This window comes from Comamonas kerstersii (assembly GCF_002056725.1).
Lineage (GTDB): Bacteria > Pseudomonadota > Gammaproteobacteria > Burkholderiales > Burkholderiaceae_C > Comamonas > Comamonas kerstersii.
On the sequence record NZ_CP020121.1, the window covers coordinates 1,567,562 to 1,587,955 of the forward strand.

General features: G+C 60.6%; 15 protein-coding genes. 6 read left to right on the forward strand and 9 right to left on the reverse strand.

Features of this window, described 5'->3' with window-relative positions; genetic code table 11:
* Positions 1 to 40 precede the first annotated feature (40 nt).
* The 3 genes from B5M06_RS07315 to B5M06_RS07325 all read right to left on the reverse strand — a co-directional run bounded on the left by B5M06_RS07315 (position 41) and on the right by B5M06_RS07325 (position 4,581).
* The gene (locus B5M06_RS07315; protein ID WP_205245380.1) at positions 41 to 1,171 is read right to left on the reverse strand and encodes an alpha-hydroxy acid oxidase; all 1,131 of its coding nucleotides are present in this window, start codon (positions 1,169 to 1,171) and stop codon (positions 41 to 43) included.
* An 11-nt stretch (positions 1,172 to 1,182) separates the two neighbouring features.
* Positions 1,183 to 1,863 carry a Fe2+-dependent dioxygenase gene (locus B5M06_RS07320; RefSeq protein WP_054067184.1) on the reverse strand — a complete coding sequence of 227 codons (681 nt, stop codon included), beginning with the start codon at positions 1,861 to 1,863 and terminating at the stop codon, positions 1,183 to 1,185.
* A gap of 429 nt (positions 1,864 to 2,292) precedes the next feature.
* A complete protein-coding gene (locus B5M06_RS07325; protein ID WP_054065950.1) occupies positions 2,293 to 4,581 on the reverse strand; it encodes a TonB-dependent receptor in 2,289 nt (762 codons plus the stop codon).
* A 223-nt stretch (positions 4,582 to 4,804) separates the two neighbouring features.
* Here B5M06_RS07325 and htpG point away from each other — a divergent pair, with 223 nt between their 5' ends.
* Both htpG and B5M06_RS07335 read left to right on the forward strand, forming a co-directional pair.
* Positions 4,805 to 6,751 carry a molecular chaperone HtpG gene (htpG, locus tag B5M06_RS07330; RefSeq protein WP_054065949.1) on the forward strand — a complete coding sequence of 649 codons (1,947 nt, stop codon included), beginning with the start codon at positions 4,805 to 4,807 and terminating at the stop codon, positions 6,749 to 6,751.
* Between the two features lie 176 nt (positions 6,752 to 6,927).
* On the forward strand, positions 6,928 to 7,362 hold the full coding sequence (locus B5M06_RS07335; protein ID WP_240184017.1) for a hypothetical protein: 435 nt from the start codon (positions 6,928 to 6,930) through the stop codon (positions 7,360 to 7,362).
* Between the two features lie 45 nt (positions 7,363 to 7,407).
* Here B5M06_RS07335 and B5M06_RS07340 read toward each other — a convergent pair whose 3' ends face one another.
* From B5M06_RS07340 to B5M06_RS07355, 4 genes are all read right to left on the reverse strand, one after another.
* Complete coding sequence (locus B5M06_RS07340; protein ID WP_054065947.1) at positions 7,408 to 10,221, reverse strand: ATP-binding protein; 2,814 nt, start codon at positions 10,219 to 10,221, stop codon at positions 7,408 to 7,410.
* Positions 10,222 to 10,377: 156 nt separating this feature from the next.
* Positions 10,378 to 11,106, reverse strand: coding sequence for a response regulator transcription factor (locus B5M06_RS07345; RefSeq protein WP_054065946.1), 729 nt, complete (start codon positions 11,104 to 11,106; stop codon positions 10,378 to 10,380).
* Positions 11,107 to 11,250: 144 nt separating this feature from the next.
* Positions 11,251 to 12,702: a serine/threonine protein kinase gene (locus B5M06_RS07350; RefSeq protein WP_054065945.1), complete on the reverse strand. Its 1,452-nt coding sequence runs from the start codon at positions 12,700 to 12,702 to the stop codon at positions 11,251 to 11,253.
* A complete protein-coding gene (locus B5M06_RS07355; protein WP_054065944.1) occupies positions 12,699 to 13,454 on the reverse strand; it encodes a metallophosphoesterase family protein in 756 nt (251 codons plus the stop codon). Before B5M06_RS07355 ends, B5M06_RS07350 begins: the two co-directional genes overlap by 4 nt.
* Positions 13,455 to 13,653: 199 nt before the next feature.
* Between B5M06_RS07355 and B5M06_RS07360 the strand changes: the two genes are divergently transcribed.
* The gene (locus B5M06_RS07360; RefSeq protein WP_054065943.1) at positions 13,654 to 14,313 is read left to right on the forward strand and encodes a 2'-5' RNA ligase family protein; all 660 of its coding nucleotides are present in this window, start codon (positions 13,654 to 13,656) and stop codon (positions 14,311 to 14,313) included.
* 3 nt (positions 14,314 to 14,316) lie between these two features.
* Here B5M06_RS07360 and B5M06_RS07365 read toward each other — a convergent pair whose 3' ends face one another.
* On the reverse strand, positions 14,317 to 14,736 hold the full coding sequence (locus tag B5M06_RS07365) for an organic hydroperoxide resistance protein (protein WP_054065942.1): 420 nt from the start codon (positions 14,734 to 14,736) through the stop codon (positions 14,317 to 14,319).
* Between the two features lie 190 nt (positions 14,737 to 14,926).
* A complete protein-coding gene (locus B5M06_RS07370) occupies positions 14,927 to 15,775 on the reverse strand; it encodes a 3-hydroxybutyryl-CoA dehydrogenase (protein WP_054065941.1) in 849 nt (282 codons plus the stop codon).
* A 98-nt stretch (positions 15,776 to 15,873) separates the two neighbouring features.
* Here B5M06_RS07370 and B5M06_RS07375 point away from each other — a divergent pair, with 98 nt between their 5' ends.
* From B5M06_RS07375 to fabI, 3 genes are all read left to right on the forward strand, one after another.
* Complete coding sequence (locus tag B5M06_RS07375) at positions 15,874 to 17,496, forward strand: GMC family oxidoreductase (protein ID WP_054065940.1); 1,623 nt, start codon at positions 15,874 to 15,876, stop codon at positions 17,494 to 17,496.
* 151 nt (positions 17,497 to 17,647) lie between these two features.
* The gene (locus B5M06_RS07380; RefSeq protein ID WP_275886665.1) at positions 17,648 to 19,423 is read left to right on the forward strand and encodes a PHA/PHB synthase family protein; all 1,776 of its coding nucleotides are present in this window, start codon (positions 17,648 to 17,650) and stop codon (positions 19,421 to 19,423) included.
* Between the two features lie 169 nt (positions 19,424 to 19,592).
* A complete protein-coding gene (gene fabI, locus B5M06_RS07385) occupies positions 19,593 to 20,369 on the forward strand; it encodes an enoyl-ACP reductase FabI (RefSeq protein ID WP_054065939.1) in 777 nt (258 codons plus the stop codon).
* Positions 20,370 to 20,394: the final 25 nt, after the last annotated feature.

A 20,394-nucleotide genomic window follows, 5' to 3' on the forward strand; every position in this document is an offset into this window, starting at 1 on the left:
AGGGGGCGCGCAAGCAGCTCCCTTTTTTATTGCAGATGCTTTAACGCTGCTGCCAGAGCACTGCGGGCGTGATGTCGGCCACGGTGGCGCAGCCCAGCTGGGCCATGGTCAGTTCCAGCTCGGCACGCAGCAGGTGCAGCAGGTGGGCCACGCCAACCAGTCCGGCGGTGGCTAGCGCATACAGCTGCGGGCGTCCAATCAGCGCGGCGCTGGCACCCAGCGCCAGCGCTTTGACCACGTCTGTGCCATGGCGCACACCGCTATCCAGCAGCAGCGGCACCTGACCTTGCACGGCCTGTGCGATCGCGGGCAGAACCTCGATGGGGCTGACCACGCCATCCAGCACGCGGCCGCCGTGGTTGGAAACGATCAGCGCATCCGCCCCCAGGTCCACGGCCTGTTGCGCCTGTGCGGGCGACAGAATGCCTTTGACGATGATGGGCAGCTGTGTCTGGGCGCGCAGCCAGCGCAGGTCAACCCAGGTGGGGATCTGCTGTATGAGGGGGGTGCCAAACAGAATCGGCCCCAGCAAAGGCGGGGTGTGCTGCGTGCTGGGCATGCCGCGCAGATTGGCCGCTTCCACGCCATGCGGCAGCGCAAAGCCAGAGCGTTTGATGGAGGCATCCACCGTCCAGACGATGGCGGTGTAGCCCGCAGCTTCTGCACGGCGGATCAGCTGCAGGCTGTGCTCACGCGCAGGCTGCATGTAGAGCTGGAACCAGCGTGGCGTGCTGTGGCCCATTTCCGTGGCAGCCGCCTGCCCCGCCTGTGCAATTTCCTCCAGCGTAAAGCTCGACAGCGTGCTCACCACCATACCCGTCTGCAAGGCCATGGCAGCGCGGACGGTCGCCAGCTCACCTTCTGGGTGCACCAGCCGCTGGTAGGCCACAGGGGCCAGGAGCAGAGGGCTGGCCAGCGTCTGTCCCAGCAGCTCGATGCGGGTATGGGCGTGGCGCAGATCGGCCACGGGCTGCGGAACCAGCCGCAGCGCATCCAGTGCCGCGCGGTTTTGCGACAGCGTCAGGTTCTGGTCGGCACCACTCTGGATGTGCTGCCAGGCCTGTGCCTCGATGTGGTGAATGGCATGGCGTTCGTAATCCGCCGCGCAGCGGATGTCTGCCGGAATCTGCGTGTGTGCGGCGCGTACTGCTTCACCCAGGGCGTTGCGCATGGTGTGCTCCATCAGGCCTGCGACCACATGCGCAGCAGGTTGTGATACGTGCCGGACAGCGCAGACAGCCTGGGGTGATCAGGGCAGTCCGCAGTCAGCTGCTGGATGGACTGGTCCAGGTCAAACAGCAGGCGGCGTTGCTCGTCGGACTGCACCAGGCTTTGCGTCCAGAAGAACGAGGCATAGCGCGTGCCCTGGGTGACCGGGTTGACGCGGTGCAGGCTGGTGCCGGGGTAGAGAATGGCATCGCCTGCCGCGAGCTTGACGCTCTGGTGGCCAAACGTGTCTTCGACGACCAGCTCGCCGCCTTCGTATTCGTCGGGGTCGCTGAAGAAGACGGTGGTGGACACATCGGTGCGCACCTTGATGGCTGTGCCCGGAATCACAAACAGCGCGTTATCAATGTGGTTGCCATAAGTGCCGCCACCTTCATACCGGTTAAAGCGCGGAGGCAGCACACGCAGCGGCAGCGCTGCAGACAGGTACAGTGGGTTGCGCGACAGTTTGTCCAGAATCAGGGTGCCCATCTTCTGCGCCAGCGGACTGTCAACGGGCAACTGCAGATTGCTTTTGACCCTGGCCGCCAGATGTCCCGCCGTGGTGCGGCCATCCTGCCAGTCGGCCGCTTCCATGGCCTGGCGACATTCGCGAACTTCTTCAGGGGTGAGGAGGGCGGGGATTCGGAGCATCATGGTGGCTCAACCTTTTTCAACAAAGCATGCACATCACACAGCCATGGCATGCAGTATGTATGGAAAAGCCCCGCTGCAGCAGGTGCTGGCGGGGCTTTGTTCAGCGCTGTCTGCCTAGGGCGTGTTCACGTAAACATTGGGTTCGCGCAGCCACGACAAGGCCGTCAATGCGCGACGCACGGTGCAGCGTGGGTGGACACCCGCGCAAGACGGGCAACAAAGCAGGGGCGGCCTTGTCGTGGCTGCCCCTGATATTGAAATCACAAATGGGGTTGAAGGCTTGGGGCGGTCTGCGTTGTTGCGGCGGCTGGCAAGGCGCTCGGCATTGCTGCGCCACCGCGCCTAGCAGCCCATCCCCAAGCCTTCAACGCGAATTCCCAAGCTTTATGTGAACACGCCCTAGGTCAATCTAGGCCTGGCTCACAGTCCTCAGTAAGTGAACTTGAGGGTGGCAACGGCAGAGCGGCCGGGAGCGATGGTCGCATAGTGCGTAGAGCGCACGCCGCTGTAGTACACCTTATCTGTCAGGTTGTAGACGTTGACTTGCAGTGCCAGATTGGGGTTGAACTGGTAGCTGGCCATGGCGTCATAGCGGGCATAGCCGCTGGCCCCCTTGGTGACGATGCCGCCATCGTTGGCTCGCACATAAGCAGCATTGACAGAGCTTTGTGTGTAGATGCCAAGGCCCAGTGTCAGCTTCTGGCTGGGCTTGTAGCTGCTCCACAATGTAAAGCTGTGTTTAGGCGTGTTGGTAAAGGGCAGGCCGTTGGCGATATTGTCTTGGCCCATGTCCTTTTGTTTGCTATCCATGTAGGTATAGCCACCAAACAAGCTGAAGTTTTTGGCAATTTGGCCGTTGAATCCCAACTCCAGGCCATTGACCACCTTGTTGCCTCCCATGTAGGTTTCACCGTTTTCGGTGATGCGTACATTGGTGACTTCGTTGCGGAAAATTGCGGCAGTCACCCCCAGCTTCTTATTCAGTAAATCCCACTTTGTTCCAAACTCGATAGAGCGCGTCTTTTCTGGGCTCAGATCTGCCTGCTCATTGGTGTTGGTCGTCAAATCTTCATTGCCATTGCCCAGCGTCGAGCCGCCCGGGCGAGAAGATGTACTCAGATTGGCGTAAATGCTGCCGTTGGACGCTGGCTTGTAGACCACGCCCACCTGGTAGTTGAACAAAGTATCCGTGCGCTCCAGATCGTAGGCTGGATATGTGTTGGGCGCACGACCACCTGCCGGCCCGGAAGCTTGCAGCTTATAGTGGTCAAGTCGCAGGCCTGCGTTCAGCAACCACTGTTTGTTCAACTCAATAGTGTCAAAACCATAAAGTGCAATCGTGTCGATCTGATTGCGCGTGGCTTGTGTAGGCAGGGTGTAACTGCCAGTCCAGGGCGTATGAATATCTGGGCTATTCAGCGAAGCACACCACATACTCACCGCGTTGCATGTGCCGCCAGTTTGCACTGCGGCAGCACGGGCATCTGACTTTTCCTTGGACAGTTCCAAGCCTGCCGCGAAGCTATGACCGATATCGCCAGTCTGGGCCTTGCCTGTGAATTCCGCCACGTTCTGCAGGGTGGTGACTTCGGCGCTGCGGGCATTGCCACGACGCCATACATAACCATTCAGCACATTGCCTTTGCTGTCATCGGGCTGTGTCCAGAGGTAGTCCTGCTTGGATTTGCTGTAGCGCAGCGTATTGCGGAACTTGTTGGTTTCAGTGAGCTTGTGCTCCACGCTGGCAGTGAAGAGATCGCTTTTTTCTTTGCTGAAATCTCGGTCAACCAGTCCATACCAGTTTTTACGGCTGTTGCCATAGGTAGGGCGTACGTTGCTGCCGCCAGGGAGGGTAGAGACTGAGGGTGTTCCGGCCGCAGTTTCCGTGGTTGATCCTTGCTTGTTGTTGCCGTACAGATAAGGAATACCGCTTTCTGGGATGTCATCGGTCTGCAGATGCTGCCATCCCAGCGTGACTTCCGTGGGCGTACCCATCCCAAAAGTGATGGTCGGTGCAATACCCCAGCGCTTATTGGTAGGGCCGTCGCGGCCAGGTATATCGGCGTCATGTGCCATGGCATTCAGACGGAAACCTGTCGTGTCGTTCAGCTTGCGGTTGAAGTCCAGCGTAGTGCGCTTGTAGCTGTCAGTGCCCAAGCCTACTTCACCATGGATGAAGTCTCCATCCTTGGCTTTCTTGGTGCTCATATTGATAGAGCCACCTGCACCACCACGGCCGGCATAGGTCGAGTCGGCGCCCTTGACCACTTCGATCGCTTCCAGATTAAACACTTCGCGCGAACCGGCGGCGATGTCACGCATGCCATCCACAAAGGTGCTGGACTGAGCATCCATGCCACGGATGAAGGGCTGGTCGCCAGTGGGGTTGCCGCCTTCACCATTGCCAAAAGTGATGCCGGGAACGGTACGTAGCGCTTCTTGCAGGTTGGTTGCCCCAGTTTCTTCGATGACGATGTCATTGATGATATTGACGGTCATCGGTACGTCCAGCAACGGAACTGTGAATTTGCTGGAGACAGCTTCATCACTCTTGACACTGGGGGCAGCACTATCCGTCACCGTCACAGTCGACAGGGTGGCAGTTTCCTGGGCAAAAGCAGTGGCACCAGCAATGCACAGACCTGTGGCCAAAGCCACTTGCAGGGAGGTCAGTTCGCTGTGCACGCCTTTGTTAGATGTTTTTGGGGCGTTGGACATGAGAAATTTCAGGGTGAATGCCCCACCCAATTGCGGGGCGGGCGAATTGTATTCCTGAGTAAGAACAATTCTTTTTTAGGTTCTTGTGGTGTGGTTGCAAGTATTGTCTTTGGGCTGCCCTGTGGTGCTCTTGAAATGGTGGTTTGGGGCCCCACATGCCAGCCTGTGCCAGATGTCTGGCTTTGCAATTTGGTATTCACTTCTGACAGCAACTGATAAAAACATGAGCAAGCAAACCCATTCTTTCCAGGCCGAAGTGGCGCAATTGCTGCATTTGGTGACCCACTCGCTGTACTCCAACCCCGAGATCTTTCTGCGTGAGCTGATCTCCAACGCTTCGGACGCCTGCGACAAGCTGCGCTTTGAAGCCTTGAACGACAGCAGCCTCTATGGCGACCAGCCCAATCTGGAAGTGCGCGTGTCTTTCGACAAGGACGCCAAGACCATCACCATTGCCGACACCGGCATTGGCATGAGCCAGCAGGAAGCCATCGACAACCTGGGCACGATTGCCAAGAGTGGCACCAAGGCCTTCATGGAAAAGCTCAGCGGCGACCAGAAGAGCGATGCCCAGCTGATTGGTCAGTTCGGCGTGGGTTTCTACTCGGGCTTTATCGTGGCCAACAAGATCACCGTGGAGTCGCGCCGTGCAGGGCTGCCAGCATCTGAAGGTGTGCGCTGGATCAGCGGTGGCACGGGTGACTTTGAAGTCGAGCAGATCGAGCGCGCCGAGCGTGGCACCAGCATTACGCTGCATCTGCGTGACGATGCCGAAGAATTCCTCAATGGCTGGAAGCTCAAGCAAGTCATCAACAAGTACTCCGATCACATCAGCCTGCCCATCCTGATGGAAAAGGAAGAGTGGAAGGACGGCGAGAACGATCAGCCTGGTGGCATGGTCAAGACCGGCGAATGGGAAACCGTCAACAAGGCCAGCGCCCTGTGGACCCGCGCCAAGAAGGACATCACCGAAGAGCAGTACAAGGAGTTCTACAAGGCCATCAGCCACGACTATGACGACCCGCTGACCTGGAGCCACAACCGCGTCGAAGGCAACACCGAGTACACCCAGCTGCTGTACATCCCTGCCAAGGCACCGTTTGACCTGTACCACCGCGACAAGAAAGCGGGCGTGAAGCTGTATGTGAAGCGCGTGTTCATCATGGACGATGCCGATGCGCTGATGCCTGGCTATCTGCGCTTTGTGAAGGGCGTGATTGACTCGGCCGACCTGCCGCTGAACGTCAGCCGCGAGCTGCTGCAGGAAAGCCGTGATGTGAAGCTGATCCGTGATGGCTCGGTCAAGCGCGTGCTGTCCATGCTGGAAGACCTGGCCAAGCACGACAAGCATGAAGCCGCCACCGATGCCGAGGGTGTGACCGATGTGGTCAGCGAAGAAGACAAGGCCAAGGAAGGCAAGTACAGCCAGTTCTACGCCGAGTTTGGCGCGGTGCTCAAGGAAGGCCTGGGCGAAGACTTCGCCAACAAGGAGCGCATCTCCAAGCTGCTGCGCTTTGCATCGACCACGTCGGACACCGTGTCCGTCTCGCTGGCCGACTACAAGGCACGCATGAAGGAAGGCCAGGAGGCGATTTACTACATCACCGCCGAAACTCTGGCTGCCGCCAAGAACAGCCCCCAGCTGGAAGTGTTCAAGAAAAAGGGCATTGAAGTCCTGCTCATGACCGACCGTGTGGACGAGTGGGCACTGAACTATCTCACGCACTTTGACGGCACGCCGCTGCAGTCTGTGGCCAAGGGCGCGGTAGACCTGGGCAAGCTGCAGGATGAAGCCGAGAAGAAAGCCGCCGAAGCAGCAGCCGAAGCCTTCAAGCCCGTGCTGGCCAAGCTCAAAGAAGCGCTCAAGGACAAGGCCGAAGACGTGCGCGTGACCACCCGTCTGGTGGATTCGCCCGCCTGCCTGGTCGTGACCGAAGACGGCATGAGCACCCAGCTGGCCCGCATGCTCAAGCAGGCCGGTCAGACCGTGCCACAGACCAAGCCTGTGCTGGAAGTGAACCCCGAGCACGCCCTGGTCAAGAAGCTGGACGGCAGCGTGCATTTCCACGATCTGGCGCACATCCTGTTTGACCAGGCGCTGCTGGCCGAAGGTGGTATCCCCGAAGATCCTGCCGCTTACGTCAAGCGTGTGAACGCCTTGCTGGTCTGAGCTTGATCGCTGTGTGACCATCGCCCCAGTGCTGCAGGTGCTGGGGCTTTTTTATGCATAAAAAATGGCTTCAGCGCTTATGCAGCAAGCGCAGGAAGCTATCTTTTGTGAAGATGATGGCAGGTGAAAGTGCCCGCAATTTGTGCAGGGAAGGCGAGCGGCGGACAATGGCAGGCATGAAAACACTGTTTCTGACTTTGATGGCTGGCAGCTTGCTGGCGGGGTGCGCAACCTCGGCGGGTGTCGGGGTAGGTGTGCCTGTGGGGCCATTTCGCGTCGGCGTGGGCATGGGAACAGGTGGAGTCTCTGCTGGTGTCAGCACGGGTGTGGGCCCGGTCGGCGTGGGTGTGGGCGTGAACCAGCGGGGACAGGTGACTGGCAATGCGGGTGTAGGTGTCTCCACCTCCGTCGGTGGTGGCGCACACGTGGGAGCAGGTGTGGGCACATCCACCGTGCTGCATGACCCGCATGCAGCCCCTCAGAAGCAAGCGGTGCCGGAATCTGCAGCACCACAGCAGCCGCAGCCTGCCACCTCCGCCCCGGGCGCTGTGCAGTGGCGTGATGCGCAAGGCAATGTGGTGCCGGAGTGCCGTATCCGCGGCATGTGCTGACGGCGCACGGCACATGATCTTCGTGCCAGCAGGCGCATCGTCTGTTTAGGCGCTGCCATAGCCTTCGAGTGCTGTCACCCCGGCTTCTGCTGCTGCACAGGCCTGGCTGGCCAGAGCTTCGATCTGGGCGGTATCACCCTCTTTCAGGGCCGCAGACAGTGCGCTGGAAAAATGCCCCAGCTGCATCAACCCGAAAGTGGCGGCCGTGCCCGTCAGTTTGTGCGCTTCTGCATGCATGTACTGCCAGTCGTGCTGCTGTGCGAGCTGCGGCAATTGTCTTGCGCGCTGTAGTGTGTCGGTGGTGAACTGGGTCACCAGCTGCTCCAGCTTGGTGGTATCAAACAACTGTGCCAGCGCATCCATGGCGGAGGCATCAAAGACCGGTGGCAGCGTATCGGCCTGCGTGCAGGTGCGCATCTCATCCATAGAGCTGGGCCGTGCAGCCGCTCCCAGCCATTCCTGCAGCACGGTGTGCAGCGCAGATTCCAGCAGGGGCTTGCTCAGATGGGCATTCATGCCTGCTGCCAGCGAACGCTCTACATCCTGCACTGCGGTATGCGCCGTCATGGCAATGACGGGCAAGTGCTCAAATCCTGGCAGCTGCCGCAGTGCGCGGGTGGCGCTGATACCGTCCATGTGTGGCATCTGCATGTCCATCAGCACGCAGCTGAAGTATTGTGGGCCGAAGGACTGCAGCTTCATCAGCGCCTGCGCACCATCTTCCGCCACATCGGTTTGCAGGCCGATGGCATGCAGCATGCCTTCGGCCACAGCTCGGTTGAGGGCGTTGTCATCGACCACCAGCACCCGCAGGCCCTGCCAGTCCATAGGGATGGCATGCGCTGGCGCCTGCGCTGCGGGCGTGCGTTGCACGATGCTGCGTGCAGGCTCCAGCACGGCCGTGAACCAGAAGTTGCTGCCCGCTCCTACGGTGCTTTGCACCCCCACTGTGCCACCCATGAGCTGGGCGAGCGCACGGGAGATGGCCAGACCCAGTCCTGTGCCGCCGTAGCGGCGCGTGATGGAGTTGTCAGCCTGCTGATAGGCCTCGAACAGCAGCGGAATATGGTCGGCAGGAATGCCGGGGCCAGTGTCTCTCACGCTGGCGTGCAGCATGATGCGGTGCAGGCTGCTGCCGGGGTCGAGCCGTATGGTGATGTCGATATGCCCGCTGGCGGTGAACTTGATGGCGTTGTTGACGTAGTTCAGCAGGATTTGCGCAATGCGGTGCGGATCTCCGCGCAGGCTGTCGGGCACTTCGCGCGCGATCTTGTAGTGCAGTGTCAGCCCCTTTTTGCTGGCTTCTTCCTGGCACATGCTCAACACGTCGAGCACCACCGTCTCCAGGCTGAAGTCGGTGCTCTCCAGCTTGAGCTGACCAGCATCGATCTTGGAGAAATCCAGCACTTCATTGACGATGCCACGCAGGTGCTGTCCGGCGCGCAGCACGTTGTACAGCTGTTCGCGCTGCGTCTGCGGCAGCTCTGCCTTCAGCAACAGCTGCGTCAGGCCCAGAATGGCATTCAGCGGTGTACGAATTTCATGGCTGATGGCTGCCTGCATGGCCGTGCGCTCCGCCGCACTTTGTTCGGCCTGGCGCTTGGCCTTGTTCAGGGCCTGGGCCTGAATCACTTCTTTGGTGACGTCCAGCCAGACGCCGTTGAACACAATGCTGCCGTCGGCTTCCACATGCGGATTGGCTCGGGTCTTGATCCAGCGGTTGACGCCGTCGAGCATCTGCATGGATACCTCAAAATTCACGGGCTGCAGGGTCTTGGCGCTGTTCAGAAAGTGCTGCTTGATACGCGCCATCACTTGCTGGTCGTAGTGGCGAAAGTAGTGGGATGCGGCTTCAATGCTGTGATCTGCATCGGCTTCCAGTCCCATGAGGTGTGTCCACTGCGGACTGACGAAGCGCAGCTGCCATGACTCGTCGGCAAACAGATGCACCTGGAAGACGGCGCCGGGCAGTGCACTGGTCAGTGCCTGCAGCTGCTCGATGAGCAGGTTTTTCTGCTGTTGCTGCTGCAGCTGTGCCTGCAGCGCCTGTGCTTGCTGCAGTGCCGTGTTCAGGCCCTGCAGGGTGCGCGCCATGGTGCCGATTTCATCATGGCGCTCCTGGCCATGAATGGGAATGTGGTATTCCTGCCGGCTCATGCGCTGCATGCTGTGCGTGAGCTGCCGCAGAGGCAGTGAAATGTTGTGCCATGCCAGCCATGCGGCGTAAGCGAAGATCAGCAGCACACTGAGCCAGCCAGTCCAGTTGGTCAGGCTCAGTGTGTGCTGTGTCTGCTGAATCAGCGTGCGGGAGGCATGCTCGAAATAGGCATCGGTCTGCTGGCGCAGACTCTCCATTTCATGGCGCAGCTGCCTCAGGGTCGGGGACAGCTCCTGGGCCAGGATGTGCAGCGGGCGGTCAATATTCCATTGCAAATAGGCGTCAAGGGAGTGATGGCCTGCTGCAAAAAAACGCTGCGCCTGTGTGGTGACGGCTTCCAGGCTGGGAGTGTGGCCCTGTGTCATGCGCTGGATGTCCTGTGCGTCCTGGTCGAAAGCCTGCTGCAGCTGATGCAGGCGCTCCTTGGCCACAAAGGCCTGCTCCATGTCACCGGTGGTGAGGACTTCATAGATCAGGGTGGACGCATCGCTCAGATACTGGTACAGCATGCCGACTTCATGCTTGGCGGCGGACTGTGTTTGCAGCAGAGCGCGGTACTGGACTTCAATGCGCTGAATCTGCCTGGTGGCATAGGCGGAAATCAGTGCAAAGGCAATGCCCACGGCACTGACCAGCAGCACGATTTTGGCAGTCAGGCTCAGCGCGAAGCGCTTGCGGAACGTGGAGCTTTGGTGCTGCATATCCAGTCATGAAGACGGGTGAAAAGCCAGGCCCTGCGGGGTAGATGCTGGCATTGAAAGGCTGCAGTCCACAGGTGCTGCACGGCCTGCAGCATTATCTGCTGCACGGCCAAGGCGCGTGACGCAAAGCCACAGTGCCAGCGCAATTGACGGCCGTTAACTGGCAGTGGTGGCCTGTGCCATCTCGGGCGCAGGCAGGAGCTCCATGCGATAGCCCAGCCCATAGATGGCACTGAGCTGGTAAATGCTGCCCTGGCCATGGTATTGGCCCAGCTGGAGTTTGGTGCGCAGCCGCGAGGCATGGGTGTCCAGCGTGCGGGATGGGGAAGGGGACGTGCTGCCCCAGACCGCTTCGGTCAGGTGGCTGCGCGAGAGCAGGCGACCGCAGTTCTGGAACAGGAATTCCGCCAGCTCGTACTCACGGTGCTTGAGTTCAATAGGCTGTTCCTTGAGATAGACCGTGCGGGTGTGTGGCTCGAGGCGATAAGGGTCAAAGTCCAGACGCATGGTGGATACATCGGGATAGGCACGGCGCATCAGCGCGGAGACGCGTGCCATCAGCTCCTGCACGCGCAAAGGCTTGGTCATGAAGTCATCCGCCCCGGCATTGAAGGCGGCGACGATGTCTTTTTCCTCATTGCACTGGCTGGCAAACAGGATAGGCAGCTTGCTGCCTCCGGCTTCGCGCAGTGCACGAACCACCTCAATGCCACTCAGTCCTGGCAGCAGCCAGTCAACGATCAGAAGGTCAAAGCTTTCGCGGCGCATGACGCGAAGCAGGTCTTCTCCTGTTTCAAACAGGATGGTGGCATGGCCCATCTGATGAATGGTCGCCTCCACCAGCTTGAGGAAAATGGGATCGTCGTCTAGAACAGCAATACGCATCCCGTTGTTGTAACAAAAAATTTCACATTTCGAACGCTGTGACTGCAAATGAATGCAAAAAAATCTGATGTTTTTGCGATAGGTCGTTGCTCCCAAAAAGAAAAAAGTGAATTTCGGGCGGCGTGCCAAAAAAAGACGCTTGTTCTAATTTTCAGGATATGAAGTGTTGACCCGGTGCAGTGCAGCAAAAGGCAGCTGCTGCTTGATGAGGATGACGGTGCAGGGCGCATCGCGTGCCACGCGCATGGGTACGGTAGCAATCCAGCGCTGCAGCTGCAGACCGTGGGTGGCGGCACCCATGATGATCAGTCCTACGTTGTTGCCCTCTGCGTAGCGCACCAGGGCCTGCGCCACATCACCGGATTCCAGCACGTGGTAGCTCACCCCGTGTCCCCCGGTTTCCAGGCCCTGCGCCCATTGCTTGAGTTGTGCCAGGTGCATGCGGTGCAGGGCGGTTTCGCTGCGGCTGCTGTCCGTGCTGCTGCTGGCAGCAGGGGAAATGACGGTCACCACCGCCAGCCGCGCCCCCGGCCGCGTGGACAGCGAGCGCGCCACGGCCTGGCGCAGGCTGTAGAGTGTGGCATCGGTCACATCCTTGTGCGGCACGGCCACCATGAGGATGGGCACGTCCGCCGCCTGCTGCGAGGGCAAGGGACTGGGGTGGTATTCCATGCCAGCGGCCCTGAGCCAGCGGCGCAGCTTGCCGAAAAAGGAAATGCCTTTGAGCCGCAGGCCGCGCTGGGTGATGGGCACTTGCTGCGGGTGGCTCAGGTCAAAGGCCAGTTCCGCCGCGCTGGGGTAGCGCTGTGCGGCTTCAGGCTCCAGGCAGCGCAGAATGATTTCCTGCAGCCAGTCCGGCACATCGGCGCGCAGCGCTCGCGGTGGTGTGGGAGCCATCCACATGCGCTGGCGCAGACCGGCCTGGGTGGTGGGTGCTCCAAAGGGCAGCTCGCCGGTGGTGAGCTCGTAGAGCATGACGCCGATGGCGAAGATATCGCTGCGGATATCGCCGCGCACGCCCACGATTTGCTCAGGGGCTATCCAGGCAGGGGAACCGACGGCCTTGCGCAGCTCTTCGGCCAGCAGATCCGGGTAGTGGGCGTGGCAGGACAGGCCAAAGTCCAGCAGTACGGCATTGCCACTGTTCTGAATGAGCACATTGCCGGGCTTCAGATCCAGGTGGCAGCAGTTTTGCTGGTGCAGGCTGTGGGCGGCCTGGGCCATGGCCGTGCCCAGCTGGGTAATCGTTTCTATGGGCAGGGGCTGTGGCTGATCTAGCCAGTGCTGCAGTGTTTGGCCCGCCATGTGCTCCATGACGATGTAGGGCACGCGCAGCAGGTCGCCTGCGGCCACAAACTGCGGCACATGGGGGCCGTGCAGCGCAGGCAGGATTTGCAGCTCTACCTCAAAGCTGACGATGTTCTCCGCCCCGTCACCGGCTGTCATGCGCGGGATTTTCATCACCATCGGAAAGCCCGGTGATGCGGCCTTGGGCTGCGCATAGCGCACGCTGTAGATGTGGGCCATGCCGCCTGCGTGGATGCAGTCGTCAATGATGAAGCCGTCAATCTCCGTGCCCGGCGTGAGCTTTTTCATTGCCCCTGCTCCAGACGGTCGGCAAAGGCATTGGGCAGCTCGCTGTGCCGGATGGCCTGCATGGCAGCGCCATGGTCGTAGGGCACGCGGTGAAAGGTCAGGGTGGCGGCCTGGCTGTCATACATGGCATACATCGCGCGCACATCACCGTCGCGCGGCTGACCGCAGGAGCCCACGATGGCCAGCCATTGCCGGTGTGCGGGCACGGGAATGGGCACGCCAGGCTGCGGCACAAAGCGCATGAGCTTGGCCGTGGGCGTGAGGTAGTACAGCGCCTGCTGGTGCACATGGCCGCTGAAGACGTAGCGGATGTTGATGTCCATATCGCTGGCGGCCGCCATGCTGCGCTCGGCCATCAGGCTGCTGTCCACATAGGGCCAGCGCTCGGGATGGTGGGCGCTGGCATGCACCAGCAGCAGGTGTTCGTGCTGGCTCAGCAGCGGCAGCTGCGCCAGAAAATCCTTGTGCGCCGGACTGAGCTGGGCATGGGTCCAGAGCGCGCCCTGTTCGCCCACGTGCTGGATCTGACTGGGTGGGAGCAGGGCCAGATCGTCGTGGTTGCCGCGCACCGCCCAGGCACCCGCCTGCACGGCCCGCATGATGGTGTCGAGCACAGCGGTGGGCTCGCCGCCATAGCCCACCATGTCGCCCAGAAAGGCCAGCTGGGTGGCACCTTGCGCCTGTGCGTGGGCCATGCAGGCCTGCAGCGCCTGCAGATTGCTGTGGATGTCTGAGAACAGGGCCAGTTTCATGCCGCCATGGTGGCGCGTCTAACTGGCGTTAAGCTTGCAGGGCATACTGGGAATTACCCGGTTTGCTCTTTTAAAGATAGCTTTTAGCGCTTGATTAATATTGATTTCAGAGTGATTTTTATCTGAAATCAAGCATTTGCAAGCGCTGCAAGCTATGGTTTTTTATGCAGGTGCAGCGCCTGCTCCGTCATCTGCATGTATGCCAACGATTGCCCATACCGAAGTCTGTGAGGATCGCGATTTTGCCGAGTGGCACCAGGGTCGCCCCTGGTGTGGGGTCTGGGTGGTGCGTGCTGAAGCGCCCCGGGTACAGGCGCTGGTGCAGGTAGCGCGCAGTGCGCTGCGGCCCTGGCTGCTGCCACGCTATGCACGCCAGCCGCATATCACGCTGGCCTACCGTGGGCTGATGCCGCGCGATGCAGCAGATACGCAGGCTGAGTTTGGCCTGCCGCAGCTGCTTGCCGATGTGCAGGCCCTGCAGGCAGCGCAGCTGCCGCCTTTTGCCTGGCAGTTGCAGGGCGTGGGCAGTTTTTCGACCGTCCCGTATCTTGCGCTATCGCACAGCCCTGCGCTGCACATCGCACATGAGGCACTGATGGCGCGCACGCCTTACCCCGGCTGGCACTATGTGCCGCACATCACGCTGGGGCATTACGGCCGGCGCCTGCCACTGGCAGAGGCGCTGCAGGCCCTGCAATCCAGCGTGCCCGATGGGCCGCTGCATGCTGCGCAGGCCGACGCGCTGTGGCTGGCGCGCTATCGCAGCAGCGATATTGCCGGGCCGCTGTACTTTGAAGGCCGGTTTGACCTGGCTACGCAGCAGTACGTGGCCGAGCCAGAGGCGCTGCTGCAGCCGTAGGCCTCAAGCCACCGTCAGCGTTACGGGCACATTGCCGCGCGTGGCATTGGAGTAGGGGCAGACCTCGTGGGCTGCATCCACCAGTTGCTGTGCCTGGGCATGGTCCATGCCTGGCAGGCGGATGGTCATGCGCACGGCAATGCCATAGGCCTGACCGACGGGGCCGAGATCGACCTCGGCATCGACCGACAAATCCTGCGGCAGGCTGATTTTCTGACGTGCAGCCACGGCCTTGAGTGCACCAATGAAGCAGGCGGAGTAGCCTGCAGCAAACAGCTGCTCGGGGTTGGTGCCCGTGCCGCTGCTGCCGGGGGCGGACAGCTGAATGTCCAGCCTGCCATCATCGCTGCGCGCCGCGCCTTCGCGTCCTCCGGTGGTGTGAGTGCGTGCGGTGTAGAGCACTTTGTCCAGTTGCTGGGTCATGGCATTTCCTTGGGTTATGCAAGTTGAAAAAACCAACGGCACACAAGCCGTGCCGTTCATGGGATGAGGAGCAATGTAAGACGCCGTGCCAGACCTTGCTGTAGGCAAGGATGACAAAAAAGCGCCAGGCAGCAAGGCTGCGGCTGGCGCTTGGTTGGGCATGCCACTGTGCGGCACGCTGGGTATGGACTTAGTAGGTGTAGACGCCCTGGCCCGTCTTGCGGCCCAGACGGCCAGCAGCCACCATTTCACGCAGCAGGTAGCAGGGGCGGTACTTGCTGTCGCCAAACTCTTCCAGGTAGACCTCCATCACGGCCAGACACACGTCCAGACCAATCATGTCGGCCAGTGCCAGTGGGCCAATGGGGTGGTTGCAGCCCAGCTTCATGCCCTCGTCAATGTCTTCGGGCGTGGCCGTGCCTTCGGCCAGCACGTAGAAGGCCTCGTTGATCATGGGCACCAGAATGCGGTTGACCACAAAGCCGGGCGCGTTCTTGACGGTAATCGGTGTCTTGCCCAGCTTTTCCGCCAGCGCCTTGACCGCATCATGTGTGGCATCGCTGGTCTGCAGGCCACGGATGATCTCCACCAGCTTCATCATGGGCACGGGGTTGAAGAAGTGCATGCCGATGAACTTGTCCGCACGCTGGGTGACGGCTGCCAGCTTGGTGATGGAGATGGAAGAAGTGTTGGAGGCCATCAGCGCCTCAGGGGCCAGCAGGCTGTCGAGCTGCTGCAGGATCTTGACCTTGAGGTCGTAGTTTTCCGTGGCGGCCTCAATGACCAGCTGTGCGGCCTTGAGGTCGTCGTAGCTGGTGGAGGTCTTGATCAGCGACAGCGCCTTGTCCTTGTCGGCCGCCGTGATTTTTTCCTTCTTGATCAGGCGGTCAAGGCTGCCAGCAATGGTGGCCAGCCCTTTCTGGACGGCGGCTTCGGAAATGTCCACCATCACCACGGGAATGCCTGCGACTGCACATGCCTGTGCAATGCCATTGCCCATGGTGCCTGCACCTACGATACCTACGGTCTGAATACTCACGGTTCTATCTCCCTTTGTGGTTGGTATGCGTGAAAGATGGTATCCCAAGACATTGACAGAATGCGTAACGTAAGCGTCTTGTTCATCAGGGGGGCGACATGGGAGAAGCATTTGACTACATCGTGATTGGTGCAGGCTCTTCAGGCAGTGTGCTGGCGGGGCGGCTCAGTGAATCGGGTCTGCATCAGGTCTGCGTGCTGGAGGCAGGTGGTGCCGATGATTCCGCCTTGCTGCAATGCCCGGGCGGGCTGGCCGGGCTGGCCAAGACCGGGCATTTCAACTGGTCCATGGCAACCGTGCCGCAGCCGGGGCTTGGCGGCCGCGTGGGCTATCAGCCACGTGGCAAGGGGCTGGGAGGCTGCAGCTCCATCAACGCCATGATCTACCTGCGTGGTCAGCCCGAAGACTTTGACTGGTGGGCGGCACAGGGCAATCCGGGCTGGGCATGGGAAGACGTCAAACCCTGGTTTCTCAAGGCCGAACACCAGGAGCGTGGTGCCGATGCATTTCACGCCCAGGGCGGGCCGCTGAACGTGGCCGATCTGCAGCAGCCCAACCCCTTGAGCCAGGATTTTGTGGCAGCTGGTGTGCAGGCAGGCTTTCCCGCAAACACGGATTTCAATGCCGCCAGCCAGGAAGGTGTGGGCCTGTATCAGGTCACGCAAAAAAGCGGGGAGCGCTGCAGCGCTGCCAAGGCCTATCTGACGCCCCATCTGCACCGTCGCAATCTGCATGTGCGCATGGGCGCACAGGTGCTGCGCATCGTGCTGGAGCACAGCGATCAGGGCCTGCGCGCCACGGGTGTGGAGTATGTGCGTGGCGGCGTGCGCCACAGCGTGCATGCGCGGCGTGAAGTGCTACTCAGCGCGGGTGCCTTGCTGTCACCACAGGTGCTGATGCTCTCGGGCATTGGCCCGGCAGCGCATCTGCAGGAAGTCGGTATAGCGCCGGTACATGATTTGCCGGGTGTGGGCAGTCATCTGCATGACCACCTGGACGCTACGCTGGTGCTGGATGCACCGCAGCTGACGCAGTCGTTTGGTCTGTCGCTGTCTGGCGGCTGGCATCTGGCGCAAGGCGCATGGGAGTGGTGGCGTCACCGCACGGGTATTTTGACGAGCAATTTTGCAGAAGCCGGCGCTTTTTTGCGCAGCAGCCCCGAAGAAGCATTGCCTGATCTGCAACTGCATTTTGTGGTGGCCAAACTGCTTGACCATGGGCGCAAGACGGTGCGGGGCCATGGCTACTCCTGCCATGTCTGCGTGCTGCGTCCGCGCAGCCGGGGCACGGTGCGCCTGCGCAGTGCAGACCCGCTGACGCTGCCAGCGGTAGACCCGAACTTTCTTGCGGATGCAGATGATCTGCAGCGCACGGTGCGTGGCGTGCAGATCGTGCGGCGCATTCTGGCGCAGCCAGCGCTGGCCCGTCATGGTGCCAGAGAGCTGCCAGCTTCCGCAGCGGCGCAGACGTCTGAGCAGATTGCAGACTGGGTACGCCAGTATGCCGACACCATCTACCACCCGGTAGGGACCTGCCGCATGGGGCCCGGGCCACAGGATGTGGTGGATCACCAGCTGCGCGTGCATGGCGTGCAAGGGCTGCGTGTGGTGGATGCTTCCATCTTTCCGCGCATTACCAGCGGTAACACCAATGCGCCTTGCATCATGCTCGGTGAAAAAGCGGCGCATATGGTGCTGGCTGAGGCGCAAAGATGGGCTTAGGCGGGTGTTCTGCCATGCAACGCGCGCAGGCTGTGGTTTTGCGGTCTTGATGGATATCAAGATTGGCGGGTTCGCATTTGGCAGAAATGCCACTTTTCCTGAGAATGCAAGTGAAAGACGAGACAAGCTGTAACTTTGCAATGGGAACAAAGTGGTAGTCGAAAACATACAAACTGATTCGCAGACAGAAGCGACGCAGGCCCTGGATGACCGAGTACGAGCGGCCATGAGCCATATGACCATGGGCTTGTCGCCCATTGCCCTGGGGCTGGCCACCGCAGACTGGTGGCTGCATCTGGCTTCTTCCCCTGGCAAGCAGATGCTGCTTGCGCAGCGCGCTGCACAGCTGGTGCAGCAGGCGGCCAAGTCTACGGCACAGCCCGCAGGAGAAAGCGATGCACGCTTTAAGGGCGCTGCCTGGCAGCAGTGGCCCTGCAGCGTGATGAAGGAAAGTTTCAAGGCCGGAGACAGCTGGTGGCGCGAAGCCGTCAAGGTCGATGGCATGACACGTCACCACCGCCAGCTCATGGAGTTCTTTGCCCGGCAGTGGATGGACGCGCTGTCCCCCTCGAACTGGGCACTGACCAATCCCGAAGTGCTGGCCAAGGCCCGGGAAACGCAGGGCGAAAGCCTGCGCAAGGGTTTGGAGCTGTTTGTGCAGGACCTGGAAACCGCACGCAATGCCCGGCCAGACACGCCTGCAGAAGCGCTGGAGCCCTTGCCCTACGCCGTAGGCAAGGACGTGGCCTGCACCCCGGGCAAGGTGGTGTTCCGCAACCACCTGATCGAGCTGATCCAGTACAGCCCTGCCACCGACAAGGTGCTGCCAGAGCCGGTGCTGATCATTCCGTCCTGCATCATGAAGTACTACATCCTGGACTTGTCGCCGCACAACTCCATGGTCAAGTACCTGGTCGAGCAGGGCCACACTGTCTTCATCATTTCCTGGCGCAATCCTGATGCCTCAGACCGTGATCTGAAGATGCAGGACTACCTGAGCACTGGCGTGCTGCAGGCCATGGCCGCCGTCAAGGACAACACGGGTGCCAGCCGCATCCACACCATGGGTTACTGTCTGGGTGGTACTTTCCTGGCGATTGTGGCGGCAGCGCTGGGGCGTCTGAAGCGCAAGAAGACCCGCACGGCCAAGGAGCAGGCGCTGATTCCTGCCGATCTGCCGGAACTGGCATCCGTGATCCTGCTGGCGGCGCAGACTGACTTCTCTGAGCCCGGCGAGCTTGGCGTGTTTATCGACGAAGAGCAACTGGCCCATCTGCGCCAGCGCATGAATGAGCAGGGCTATCTCTCGGGCAAGCAGATGGGAGGCTCCTTTCAGTTCCTGGCTTCCAAGGACCTGGTCTGGTCCCGCAATACACGCCGCTATCTGATGGGCGAAGAAGACAGCAGCTTTGACCTGATGAGCTGGAATGCGGACCAAACACGCCTGCCTGCCCGCATGCACAACGAGTATCTGACCTCGCTGTTCCTGAACAATGCGCTGGCCTCTGGTCAGTACCGCTTTGCCGGGGCCACTGTGGCGCTGATGGATATTGACGCGCCCATGATGGTGGTCGGCACCACGCGCGACCACGTCTCACCCTGGAAGTCGGTCTACAAGATCCATCTGCAGACAGATACGCACGTTAGCTTTGTGCTGGCGGCAGGCGGGCATAACGCAGGCATCGTGTCAGAGCCTGGCCGTCCGCGCCGCAGCTACCAGATCGCCAGCGTCGAAGATGGCGCGGGCTGGGTCGATCCGGACGATTGGGTGGCACAGACCCCTGTGGTGCAGGGCTCATGGTGGGAGGCCATGGACCGCTGGATCAAGCAGCGCTCGGGCGCTCCCGTCAAGGCCAAGCCCATCAAGGCTGACAAGGTGGTGTGCGATGCGCCGGGTGAATACGTCATGGTGCGCTACGCCGATTAAGACCTGCTGAGCCGCTTCCTCGTATTCAGCCTGTCACACCACCTGTGTATGTTCTGCTGCGCAGCAGCGGTGGTGCCGGGCATATGCCGTCCATGCAGGTCTGTGCCATGTGCTGGCGCAGACCTGCGCCGCTTTCTCTAGTTCTTCCAACTTCTTGCATTCCTCAACCATGATTTCTCCATCGCTGTTCAGCCTGGCTGGCAAAAAAGGCCTGGTGCTTGGTATTGCCAACGACCGTTCCATCGCCTGGGGATGTACCTCCCTGGCGCGTGCACTGGGGGCGGACATCGTGGCGGCCTGCCTGAACGACAAGGCCCGCAAGTGGGTAGAGCCTTTGACATCACCCATTGGCGTGGATCTCGTCAACTGCAATGTGGAAGAGCCTGGCCAGCTCGAAGCACTGGTGCAGCATGCGGTAGACAAGTTCGGCAAGCTGGACTTTGTGATCCATTCCATTGCCTGGGCGCCACTCGAAGATCTGCACGGTGATGTGGTGGACAGCTCGCGTGAAGGCTTCGCGCGTGCAATGAGCGTCTCCTGCCATTCCTTTGCTGAACTGGCAAAGCTCTGCGTACTCCATATGCCTGAGGGCGGCAGCCTGCTGTCCATGAGCTATCTGGGGGCCGATGAAGCCGTGCCCAACTATGGCGTGATGGGGCCAGTGAAGGCGGCTCTGGAGTCCATGGTGCGCTATATGGCCATGGAGCTGGGACCTAAGAACATCAGGGTGCATGCGGTCTCGCCTGGCCCTATCTTGACGCGCGCCGCATCCGGCATTGCCGACTTTGACGAACTCATGGCCACAGCACAGGCCAAGGCCCCGCTGCAGCGTCTGGTGACGCTGGAAGAAATCGCACAGCTCAGCGCTTTCCTGTGCTCTGACGCTGCCTCTGGCATGACAGGTCAGACCATTTATGTGGACGGTGGCGTCCACGCCGTGGATTGATTCTGAAAACTGCACAGGCCATGCC